This window comes from Pyxidicoccus fallax, assembly GCF_012933655.1.
GTDB classification, from domain to species: domain Bacteria; phylum Myxococcota; class Myxococcia; order Myxococcales; family Myxococcaceae; genus Myxococcus; species Myxococcus fallax.
Genome location: NZ_JABBJJ010000036.1, coordinates 46,371 through 57,890, shown reverse-complemented (window position 1 = coordinate 57,890; position 11,520 = coordinate 46,371). Strand labels below are relative to the sequence as shown.

The 11,520-nt window shown below is 69.5% G+C and carries 9 protein-coding genes; all 9 read right to left on the bottom strand.

The window, feature by feature from the left end; genetic code table 11:
- Positions 1-166 precede the first annotated feature (166 nt).
- Positions 167-1,627 carry a hypothetical protein gene (locus tag HG543_RS10725; protein WP_169344615.1) on the bottom strand — a complete coding sequence of 487 codons (1,461 nt, stop codon included), beginning with the start codon at positions 1,625-1,627 and terminating at the stop codon, positions 167-169.
- A gap of 294 nt (positions 1,628-1,921) precedes the next feature.
- Positions 1,922-4,027 carry a vanadium-dependent haloperoxidase gene (locus HG543_RS10720; protein ID WP_169344614.1) on the bottom strand — a complete coding sequence of 702 codons (2,106 nt, stop codon included), beginning with the start codon at positions 4,025-4,027 and terminating at the stop codon, positions 1,922-1,924.
- A 222-nt stretch (positions 4,028-4,249) separates the two neighbouring features.
- Entirely contained in the window at positions 4,250-6,085 is a 1,836-nt protein-coding gene (locus HG543_RS10715) for a serine/threonine protein kinase (protein WP_281404384.1), read from the bottom strand.
- A gap of 82 nt (positions 6,086-6,167) precedes the next feature.
- Entirely contained in the window at positions 6,168-6,833 is a 666-nt protein-coding gene (locus tag HG543_RS10710; RefSeq protein ID WP_169344612.1) for a hypothetical protein, read from the bottom strand.
- Between the two features lie 234 nt (positions 6,834-7,067).
- Positions 7,068-7,955 (bottom strand): JmjC domain-containing protein, encoded by an 888-nt coding sequence (locus HG543_RS10705; RefSeq protein WP_169344611.1) that lies wholly within the window; start codon positions 7,953-7,955, stop codon positions 7,068-7,070.
- Positions 7,956-8,054: 99 nt separating this feature from the next.
- On the bottom strand, positions 8,055-8,846 hold the full coding sequence (locus tag HG543_RS10700; RefSeq protein WP_169344610.1) for a hypothetical protein: 792 nt from the start codon (positions 8,844-8,846) through the stop codon (positions 8,055-8,057).
- Between the two features lie 7 nt (positions 8,847-8,853).
- Positions 8,854-9,438 (bottom strand): imm11 family protein, encoded by a 585-nt coding sequence (locus tag HG543_RS10695; protein ID WP_169344609.1) that lies wholly within the window; start codon positions 9,436-9,438, stop codon positions 8,854-8,856.
- A gap of 20 nt (positions 9,439-9,458) precedes the next feature.
- Positions 9,459-10,343, bottom strand: a complete 885-nt coding sequence (locus HG543_RS10690) for an AHH domain-containing protein (protein ID WP_169344608.1) — start codon at positions 10,341-10,343, stop codon at positions 9,459-9,461.
- 35 nt (positions 10,344-10,378) lie between these two features.
- The gene (locus HG543_RS10685) at positions 10,379-11,428 is read right to left on the bottom strand and encodes a hypothetical protein (RefSeq protein ID WP_169344607.1); all 1,050 of its coding nucleotides are present in this window, start codon (positions 11,426-11,428) and stop codon (positions 10,379-10,381) included.
- Positions 11,429-11,520: the final 92 nt, after the last annotated feature.

The following is an 11,520-nucleotide window of genomic DNA, read 5'->3' as shown; positions in this document are numbered from 1 at the left end:
GGGCTCGGCGGCGGAGGCCGCGAGGGCCGTCATTGCGGTGACGACCAGGGTCAGCGCGTGGGGAATTCGCATGGCGCGCAAGACTGCCATGGACGCGTGCGTATTCCCCACCGCTTCGACTTCGCGCCCCACGCCCCGACATGCCGGGCGTGGGGCGAAGGAACGGCTACTGCGTCACCGGGACGCCGGCGAACGGGTAGACCTTGAGGAACACCAGGTCGTCATCCGCGTAGCGGGTGGGCGTGGTGGTGCGCAGCTTCACGCGCAGCGCCATGCCCTTCGGCAGCTCCTCGCCCTGGGGGATGGTGACCCGCGGGGTGTACTCGGTGAAGTGGGTGGGCCGCTGCTCGTCGAAGGTGTAGGCGTACTCGATGGAGACGAGGCTCAGGCCGGCGTTGGGGTTGAAGACGTAGCTGACGGGCACGATGCCGGCGTAGTCCGTCTTCGTGGTGCAGCTCGGGCGGGTGGTGCCGGTGCAGACGCGCGAGAACTTCACCGTCGACTGGGGCTTCGCCGTCAGGTTGAAGACGCCCCAGGTGATGGGACGCACGGGCCGGTAGTGGTCCGGCGGGTTGCCGTTGCCGAGGTAGTGCGTGGCGAAGTCCATGCTGTAGAGCGGGGTGGACTCGGTGATGGAGCCGCTCATCGACAGCGCGCCCTGGAAGTTGAGGGGCTCGCGGGGGGACGGCTTCTCCGCGCCGCCGAAGAACGAGTTGACGAAGCCCATCAGCCCGCCCACGTACGGGACGAACTGCGTCAGGTTCAGCACCGTGCTGGCCCACCAGGCAGTGGAGTTCCGGGTGGCGCTGTTGCGCAGCGACTTCAGCATGGTCTCCGCGGTGCTGTAGGTCTTGAAGCCGCCGTTGATGGCGCCCAGCAGGTCCGTGCCTCCGCCGGCACCGCCACCCGGGTTGGCGTTGGTGAACACCTGGGAGAGGGTGAACTCATCCGCGTTGAGCGTGATGTCCTGCAGGGTGAGGCCGCGGATGTTCAGCCGCAGCTGCGTGTCCGGGCTCAGGTTCGGGTCATACCCGGTGAGCATGAAGTCGGCGTGAATCCAGCCGTTGAGCGCGTTGGCCTCCACGGCGAACACCTCGCGCTTGGCCACGTCATAGTCGCTGGTGAAGGCGCGCGTCGGCTCGGAGAAGGTGAGCAGCGCGCCCGTGGCCGTCTGGCTCTTGAAGGCCAGCTCCAGGTTGAAGCGGCTGAACTGGAGCTCGCGGGTGTTGAACACCATCACCCGGAGGATGCCGCGGTACTTGTTGTAGAGCGCGAAGAAGGGCAGGTCCGGCGCGGACGTGGGCGTGCCGAAGTCCCGGTACACGAGCACCCAGCCGTCCTCCGGGTACATGTCCTTCTCGAGCGTGTTGAGGGGGTGGCCGCCCGTGTAGAAGGGCACCTGCCGCACCGTGGAGCGGACGATGCCCGTCGCGTCCGTGTAATACAGCGTGTGGCCCGCCCCGCTCACCGTCCAGTCCCAGTTCGGGTCCAGGTTGGGGTCCGTGGTCGGCATGTACCGGCTGCTCTCGATGAAGCCGTCACCGTCGCGGTCCCTCGGGTTGTTCTTCGCGAGGGCGGTGGTGGAGACGCACAACGACAACGCCAGCAGACGTGAAGCGAGTCTCATTCAGATGGTCCCGATCCGTGGTTGTCTTTGGACGAGGCCCGGGCCATTGGTGCACGGAAGCGATGACTCCGGGCGCACCTGTCCCGAGATTCGCTCCGGCTCCGCCCCCTGCGACCACCGTCCACTCCGGAAACGAAAAGCCCGCGAAAATGTCGCGAGCACTCGCGACGAATCCCACGAACGCAACAGTCCGCCCTCTCCGGCTCCACGGCGAGTACGGCCGGAGCGCGGACACCGTGACGAGCCGTGCGGCCCGGCCCATCTCCGAGGATGGACCGGGCCGCAAGCCGGTTGCTACTGCTGCACGGTGAAGCGGATGACGAGCGGCACGCCGCCGACGCCGCCCGCGTTCGCCGCGCTGTACGGCGTGGCGCGCAGCACATGCGTGCCCACGGTGAAGGTGCTGCCGTTCGCGAAGGTGTCCCCGAAGAGGAAGTAGGACGCCTGGCTGTCGACGAAGTTGCTGCTGTCGTACTGGAACCGCACGCTGCCCGCCGTCTGCGGCATGAACGTGTCGGCGACGATGTTGAGGCGCGTGTAGCCCTGGGCGGCCAGGTCGCTCAGGTCGATGATGGCGTTGTTGGTGAGGGCGCGCAGGCGCGTGCCCGGGCCGGTGCCCGTGGCCGTCTGCCCGTAGAGGGCGAAGCCGTTGATGGCGCTCACGAAGTGGGGCAGCGCCGGCTGCGTCGGGGTGACGGTCAGGACGTTGCCTCCGAAGGTCCGCACCTCGAAGCCGGAGAAGCTCTCGTTGTAGAGGCGCGTCCAGTCCTGGAGCACGCGCAGGGCGTATAGCTCGCCCAGGCGCACCGCGTGGTCATGGTCGCTGCGGTAGTGCACGCCCGAGAAGAGGCGCGCCACTCCGATGTTGGAGGCCAGCTTGTCCAGCTCGTCGAACATCATCAGCGTGCCGCTGTAGGGCACCAGCGCGGTGCCGTCCGCGTTGGGCACCTGCGGGTTGAGGATGGGGGCGTCCGTGTGGAAGGCCTTGAGAATCGTCACGCCCGCGCCGGTGTACGTGGAGTGGCCGGAGCCATAGGCCGGGTGGAGGGGGCTGCCCTCGCGGAAGGCCTGCGGCAGCAGGTACGTGGGCGTGTTGCTCAGCCCCCGCTCCAGGTTGCGCTGCAGGTTGTAGAGCCGGACGCGGCTCAGCACCGGCGAGCCGAGCAGCACGGCGGGCAGTTGGGGATAGCTGCGCAGGCCGCTCAGGTGGGCGTGGATGCGGCCGCCATACTCCTCGGGACGCAGCCGGCGGTGCACCTGCCACTTCTGGTACCACATGGCGCGCAGCGCGGTGTTCGTCACCAGCCCCGTCAGCGACTGCACCTCGCTGTTGCCGAAGGTGACGAAGGGCTCCTGCGTCCTGGAGGTCCGGTACGGGTTGTTCCCGTCATGGATGAGCGGGGAGGACTTGGGGTCCGGGTCGTACCGGCCATCGGGGAGGAAGTCGCCCTGGCGCGCCATGAGGAGCGCGGCGTTGAGGCTGCCCTGGATGGGGTAGTCCAGGTGCACCCACTCCGTCAGGTCGCGCGCGTTGCGGATGTAGCGGCGCGTGGCGTCGTAGTCCTCCAGCGTGTCCGTGGGGTCGTCCGGCATGTGGCCGTCCTGGATGGAGCGCCACTCGTCGAAGTCGGTGAGGCTGTCATCGCCGCCCTTGCGCGTGAGGATGCGCTGCTCCACGAGTTGCACGGCGGTGGGCTCCACGCCAGCGGCCGGTGGGTTGCCCTCGATGGTGCTGGTCAGCGGGCCTCCGCCGAACGTCACCGTCTTGTAGAGGAACTGGGAGATGAACGGCCCGTTGATGGCGCCGGGCAGGTCCGCGCGGAAGACGGTGCCGGGCGTCACCTGCCCGCTGCCGTTCTTCGCGCCACGGTACTCCGGATGCGCGTTGAGGCGGTCGATGGCGAGCGGGAGGACGGGGTCACTGGCGTACTGGCTGAAGCTCACGTCGCGCAGCAGCGACATCCAGTACAGCTCCTCCATCTCACTGGCTGCTTCGTTGCTGTCGATGGACGGCGCGGGCCGCATGGTGAGGGCCTGCGGGTCCGCGCCCTCCAGCACGTAGGACAGGCCCGCCTGCGGATTCACCAGCTTGCGCTCGCCTCCGAGGATGACGTCCTCGAGCGGGGAGGTGCCGGTGAGGGCGTTGTAGAGCGAGAAGAAGGCGGTGCCGTCGGGCTCGCCGACGAAGTCGTGAGGCAGGCCCTTGGAGTAGACGGCCCACAGGCCGAAGGTGTTCTGGTCGTTGTTGTTCTGGTGGATGGGGAGCGGCTGGGCGCGCTGGAAGTCCGCGGCGTCCACACGGCGTTTGCGCGCCTCGTTCGCGCGGTCGATGTTCTGGGCCCGGGCGGCGGGCACCAGCAGGAGGGACAACAGCGGTGTGACTCGGAACCACGTTCTCATGGGTGTCTCCTCGGGAAGGAGCGACACCTGGACACCGGCTGCGAAGTGGGGGTGGGCCCAGGCAGGGCCGTGACTAGCCCCCGGGTCCGACAGCCCTGGCGACAAGCCGGACTCGCGGTGGAGCCGGTGTTTGTTGGGTGGCAGATGCCACCGTGCTGTGCGGCGGTGCCGTGACGAGGGCGTTGATTCGTCGACGGATGGAGGCGAGCGCGGCCCGACGGCTCAGGCCCACCACCAGCACGCGGCGGCCCCGAGCAGCGCGAGTCCTCCCAGCGCGGCCCATCGCTTGCGGAGCCGGCGGCGCGACGGCGCCGAGGCCAGCAGGCGCGTGGATTCGGCGGCCACGGCGGCGTCCGGAGCCGAGGCGGGGGCGTGCCCTGGCTTCGGCGTCGGAGCGCGTGTGGGCACCGAGGAGAGTGAGTGCTCGGGCCGTGCATCGGGCTCGTGCGCGGGCAGCTCGGAGCGGGAGGGCTTCGGCGTCGGCGCGCGTGTGGGCACCGAGGAGAGTGAGTGCTCGGGCTCTGGTGCGGGCAGCTCGGAGCGGGAGGGCTTCGGCGTCGGCGCGCGCGTGGGCACCGAGTAGACCGAGTGCTCGGGCTCCGGCGCGGGCTCGTGCGCGGGCAGCTCGGAGCGGGAGGGCACGGGCCTGGACGCGGGCATCCCGGAGTGGGAGTCCGCGCGCTTCGGCGTGGGCGCGCGCGTGGGCAGCGCCGAGAGCGAGCCTTCCGGTGACTCCGTCTCCGAGGTCGGCGGGCTTGTGGGAAGCGCGGAGAGCGAGTGCTCGTAGTGCGGGGACTCCGAGGTCGGTGGGCTCGTGGGAAGCGCGGAGAGCGAGTGCTCATACCGCGGCGCCCCGGAGTCCGGCGGGCTCGTGGGAAGTGAGGCGCGCGGGTGCTCCTGGTGCGCGGGCCCGCGCGTGGGTGCGCTCGGCGCGGGCGCGGGCGTCGGCCGGCGCTCCGCGGGGGCCAGCGCCAGGGTCTCCTTGCTCGCGTCCACGCCATGCATCGGCGTCAGCTTCCGTCCGGCGGGAGCCGGCGCCGGAGTGGGCCTGCGAACGGGACGGACATCCTGCGCGGGGGCGGGGCCCAACAGTCGCTGGGGCCGCGTCGGAGGCGCGCTCGCCACCTCCGTGGCCTGCTCGGCGGGCGCGGGCCGTGCCCGGTTGCGCGGCGGAGCATCCAGCAGCTTCGAGGGGAACAGCGTCGGCTCCGGCCGCTGGGCGAGGACCGCGCGAAGCTCCTTCGCCACCTCCGTCGAGGTGGGCCGCACCTTGCGGTCCTTCGAGAGCATCCGTGCCACGAGCGCCGCAATCGACGGCGGCACGTCCGGCCGGAACTGCTCCAGCGGCGGAGGCACGTCGTAGAGCACCGCCTCCATCACCGCGCGCCCGCGCTGCACCGGCAACGGCCGCCGGCACGCCAGCAGCTCGAAGAGGCACACGCCCAGCGAGTACAGGTCGCTGCTCGCGTCGAGCGTCTCATCGCGGAGCTGCTCCGGCGACATGTATCCCAGCTTGCCCATGATGACGCCGGAGGTGGTCTGCGTGCCGTCCACCGTCTTCACGATGCCGAAGTCGGCGACCTTCACCTCGCCCGAGTACGACACCAGCAGGTTGTCCAGGGAGATGTCGCGGTGGACCAGCTCCATCCACTTGCCGGTGCGTGGCTCGGCGAAGCGGTGGACGTACGCGAGCCCATCACACGCCTGCGCCACCGCGTGCAGCACGGGCGCGAGCGGAAGCAGCTCGGGGCGGCTGGCGGCCAGGACTCCCGCGAGGCTGGAGCCCGGCACGTACTCCATCGTCAGGTAGAGCTGGTCGTCGATGACGCCGGTGTCGAGCACCCGCACGACATTGGGGTGCTCGAGGCTCGCGGCCACCTCGGCCTCGCGCAGCAGGCGCCGACGGAAGCGGGCGTCCGCCGCCAGCTCCGCGTTCATGCGCTTGACGACGACCGGAGCCTCCTCGCCGTCCCGCTCCGCCAGGGAGACGCGTCCCATGCCCCCCGCGCCGAGCTCGCGGAGGAGGCGGTACGGTCCGAAGCGCTCATGGCCGCTCATTGCGCCCGGAGGCTACCTCCAAGCCCGGCCCAGGTCTTCCCTCGCTGCCCGTGAAGCCGCGAGTCACCGCCAGGCGCGTGCCCTACTCGAGCGTGGGCTTCTTGATGCCGATGCCCGGGCGACCCTCGATGCCGCTCGGAATTCGAGGCTTCGGGCCCCCCGTCGTGCTGACGTTGATGGTGTCGGAGGTGGGCTTGCCGGGCTTGTGGCCCGGGCGGTCGATGCCGCCGCGAGGGATGGGGAGGTCCCGCGGAATCGGACGGCCCGGGAACGGGCGGCCACCCAGGCCGGGCAGCGTCACGGGAGGACGGGAGGTCAGCACGGGGGCGAAGTCCGCCTGCGTGCCGGGAGCGACGTCCGGACCCTTGGAGAGGGTGTCCGAGTGGCCTCCGCCGTTCTTGATGGGCTTCCACTTGCCGCCCAGCTCCACCTCGACGTTGGCGCCGAGGGGCTTCGCCTGCGTCAGCCGCTCGAGCAGCGTGTGCAGCGAGCCGGCCGGCACCGACGGGTTGGAGCCCTGCGGGATTTGGAGGCCCTTGCGCGTGAGCAGGTCCTCCAGCTTGGGGAGGAGCTTGCCGCCGAGGCCGCCGGGGCACTGCTGCTGGAAGTCGTCGTCCTTCTTGTGGTTGCACACGGTCATCACGCCGCCGCCGTGGCCGCCCTTGCGAATCGTGGAGCCGGCCGCGTCGGGCTTGGGCCTGCCCGTGCCGAACCGGATGTCGACGACATCGACATCATCCTTCCGCACCTTCCCGGAAGAGTTCGAGGAGGACACAGGGCTCTGACGCGGTCCGACAGTCTTCACGAGGCACCTCGGAGGAACTCACCCCTACGTGAGGATTATTGGACCGAGCCTTCCGGAAGTTTCCGGGAGGGCCCCTGGGCTGGAGGAATGCTTCCTCCAGGGAAGTTGATGTGGACTGCCCACATCGACCTACCCGGGCTTCCCCTCGGATTTCTCTGCCGCCGAGGGCTGGCGCCGTCAGCGTCCGCCGCCGCGCAGGCCCGCGCTGCGCAGATAGAACTGCGCCGTCTGCGCGAGGAACCGCAGGGGGAGCATCGGGTCCGACAGGGCACGCTGCAGCTCGCCTCCCAGCTGCGCGCCGAGCGTTCGCAGCAGCTCCAGCTTGCGCGCGTCGTCCAGGTCGGACGCGCGTCCCAGGGAGGGCAGGCGCTTGCGCCAGGTGGGATTGCTGGCGAGCGTGGCGCGCACCAGGTCCAGCACGTCCAGCAGCGTGGGCGCCATCAGCCCGATGGAGATGGAGATGGCCTCCTCCGGCGCCTGGGCCATGTGCCAGTGCCCGGCGGGGATGTAGATGAAGTCCCCGGCGCCCAGCGAGCGCGTCTCCACGGGCGTGGTCTCCTTCGCGGCCAGGGCACCGTTCGGCATGGCGTCCGGCAGGGGCACGGGGTGGAGCGTGTTCTCCCGCAGGAGGTAGTCCTTGCGGCCGGTGGTCTGGAGGATGAAGACCTCCTCCGGGTCGCAGTGCCAGCCGAAGCCGTGGTGTCCGGCGGGCGTGCAGTAGATGTGCAGGTTGATGCGGCCGTGCAGCTCCGCGCTGAAGGTGCGCGCCAGCTCCGACAGCTCGGCGTGGTGCTGGTCCGGCTGGCGCAGCGCGAACGTGTAGCCCTGCGCGAACAGCTCGCGGGCCTCCTTCGCCGTCCGGGGGCGCGCGCCGGTGTACGGCACGCCCTGGCGCGCGAGGAGCAGGTCGCACTCCGTCTGCTCGATGAGCGTGTCGATGGTGTCCCACGAGCCGAGCTTCAGCAGGCGCTCGGCCGCGGCACGGCCGGAGTAGGGACTGCGTTGGTAGTGCTCCCGCAGGAAGCGCTCCCGGGGGAAGTCGTTCAGCAGTTCGTCGAGCAGCATGGGCCGGCAGAGTAGCCGCACCCGGAGCGCCCGGGGGGCCGGGCGCGAGGGGTGCTCATCAGGAGACGGAGACGTGGCCCCTTTCGACAGGGGCGGGCTTCACGGTCCGCCGAGACGTGTGACCCAGTCTCCCTGGTACGGCTCGGTCATGGGGACCTGGGCGAGGGGCGGGCAGTAGCGGTGACGCTCGTGGGGCAGGTCGAGCCCGCGCTTCCGGGCCAGTCGAAGCAGGGCCAATCCCTCGAACCACAGGTAGCGGTGCGCGGCGAAGCGGTCCTCGCGTTGGGTGAAGCCGCGGGCCAGCTTCTCGGTACGGGCTTCGTGAAGGGCATGGGCATCGGCGAAGGCGGAAAGGAACATGGCCGTGTCTCCGTCCAGGAGTGCCCGCGCCAGGGTGGGCCAGCACGTCTCCTTGGAGACGCGGGCCAGTTGTTCAATCCGGGCCGTGGGAGCCTCGCCTCGCGTCGTATGCAGGACCAGTCCGGCCAGCGTGGAGGCCCAGGCGAACTCGACGGCGTACTCCCCCTCGTCCTTCCGCCAGTCGGCCGTCAGCCGCTCCGCCACCTGTGAGGCCAGTCCCCAGTGGTTCGCGGCCATCGCTCCGGCCAGCGGAGTGAGGCCCCATGAGGCAGGGGGTGGTGGCTGCTGGCGCTGCTCCAGGTGGACGAGGAGCCGGCGCCAGTTCTCCGCCGTCCGGCAGAGGTTGAGGAAGAAGGGTTGGGAGCGGCCCTCCAGCAGCAGCGTGGCCGCCGCGATGTTGACGAAGCAGCGGCACAGCTCACGTACCTCCTCGACGAGCCGGTCGCGTTTCGTGTCCGGGTCGATGTGCGAGATGAGGACGGGCACCGCGGCCCCTGCGTTCTCCCGGAGGAGGGTGAAGTCGATCTCCATGGGGCCCTCAACGGAACTTCCCGTTCCAGCCATGGGCGGGGAGGAACTTCACTCCCGTGACTCCGGCGCGGGTCAGCGCGTCTTGGACGGTGGGGGTGACCATCGTGTAGATGCGCAGGTGCTTGGGGCGGAAGACCCTGGGACCTTCCGGTGGGATGTCGTCCTTGAGTACGAGGTTCCAGACCCGGTCGATGTCTTCCGGGAGGATGTGGCTCATCCGGACCTTGGAGCGGTCGAGGTCGATGACGTCCCGGTCGGCGACCACGTTCATGATGAAGTAATCGCGGGAAGCGACGTCCCGCTGATGGTCGACCAGTGTAAGGGGCAGGAACTCCACGTCGTCGGGGGCGAGTTCCAGGATGATGCACCGCACCCGGTCGGATACGACGCGGATGTCCAGGATGTTGTCGACGAAGTCGTAGAGCTTTCGCAGCTCCGGGAAGTTGGGTGAGAACCCCGTGAGGAGACCGCCAGGGGGATACTCCGCCGCCAGACGCTCCGACACCAAGTAACGCCACCCTTCCGGGCCTCCGTCTGGAACAGAGTCGAGGACGGCCCCATCGTTCCGGTCACAAATCAGTGAGAAGCCCATCGGTTTCTCCTCTCGGTTGATTACCAGAGTGAGGGCCAGACGTACTCCCGACCTTCCTGGGTTTTCCAACGGCACCAGGGCCCAGTGTAGAGCTCGCCCTCGGCGGCTCCTCGGACGGCTGCTCGTGATTCTTCGAGGAGTTCGTTCCAGAGGTCTGCTTCCAGCCGCTTCAGGTCCTCGAATACGTTGGCCACGAGAGCTTTGTGCTCCATGGCCTGACCTCGGAGGATGTCGATACGTGAGTCGACACGCCTCAGCCGCTGCATCACGTCCTTCGTGTAGCCATTGTGATTGTTGGGATGCTGCATCAGGGCATGGACGGGCACGGCCCAGGCAAGGGCTGGAAGCAGAATCAGGTTGTGTCCGTGGTCGATGTCGTAGGGCGTCTGCAGCACGACGTCGAAGTTCTCTTGCTTGGGAAACGGAGGTTTCCCGTTGAAGCCCTCCGTATAGAAAGCCTCACCCGGAATCAGGTGGTGGGCGCGCCAGGGATAGGGTTGCGACTGGCCCGTCAGCTCGGGGTTGAAGTTGAGTGGTTGGGTGATGCTGGCCCGAGCCTGGATGTCTGACTGGAACGCCGCCGGACCCAGGTGCGAGAAGGTGCTGTACTCGGAGGGCCGGGTGCCGCGGGTGTACGCCGCGCCATTCCTCGCATAGCTGCTGCCCTTGGCGAGGATGGCGCGATACGGGTCGCGGGGGTCGACGTGTGGAGCGGTCTCCTGCTGGCCGTCATCCCGCTTGCGGCTCTGCTTCGTCTCCTTCACCTGCTGCTTGCGGGGCTCGTTGCGCTTCATCTCGCCCGTACCGTCAGGCGTGGAGCCGAAGTCACGCAGGTTGGGCCGTCCATCGGAGACGGGCTTCCCGTACAGCTCGAAGGGGCCCTGGACGAGTCCCTGGATCGTCACCGGGCCACGTCCCCTGCCACTACCGCCGGGCCTGCTCATGTGCGACCTCCTCGTTCGGGAGTTCCACTGCACGACACGGTGAACGCGGCGCGCTCTCCCGAGTCCGACTGCATGACCACGACGATCCGAGGGGCCGGGGAGTAGCGGCGCAGGAAGGCGTGATTGGCGATGCATGCTCCCAACGCGCCGGCCGCCGCGCCCACGTCGCCGAAGCTCGTGGCAGGAACCCAGAAAGGCGCATCCGCTCCCAACACGCCATCGCTCCGCAGGCGTATCAGTGCACAGCCCCACTCCCAGGCGCGCACCTCCTCGCCATTGAGGTCCGTGACGAACACGACCTCGCCCTTGCCAGCGGTCCCGCCCCCGAGCACATCCTGGATGCACGTGGAGAGCGCCACCCCGTCCGCTCGCGAGGCGGTGCCCCGGTGCCGCGGCTCGTACCCGAGCCGGACCGAGGTGATTTCCACCGCGGGCGTCTTCGGTCCCCGCGAGCGGAGTACGACGAAGGCGGCGGCCTCGCCGGGCACGAGTCCCACCGGGTTGTCCGCCGTCTTGAGCCGGCGCTCGGCCAGCAGATGGCTCAGGTGCCCCGGCTCCGTTCGTGAGTCGACCCCGCCCACGACACAGGTCTCGAAGAGGCCACGCTCCATCGCCTGACGGGCGGCGTCCAGCGCGAGCGCGAAGCCCGCGGAGCCGCCGCTGAAGAAGCGCCAGCGCTCCTCCGGCCAGGACTGCCCCAGTCCTTCCAGCGCCCGCGCCAGCACCTGGCGGCCCAGCCTCCCGGTGGCCTCCACTCCCGCGTCATCCGAGAACCCAGGTAGCGCCACGAAGACACCCGCCTCGCGGCCGAGCGTCTCCAGCGGCACGCGGGTGCTCAGGTCCTCCAGTGCCTCCAGGGTGAGAGCCACGAGCCGGCCCACCCCCGAGAAGCCGAAGGTCGACCCCAGCAACTCACGAACGAAGACAGGCCGCGGTTCGGCGTCACCCGGGGCGAAGGTCGCCACCGCTTCCGAGGGCCGCGCCCTGACGATGCCCGCCCGGAACGCGGCGCAGGCGGTCGTCGCCGGGCCCAGGCTCGAGCTCATTCCTACCGCAACCACTCTCATGGGTGCGTCCCCCCGACTTCCAGGACACACCCATGCTACCGCAATCCCGTTACTTCATGCTGGAGGCGGGC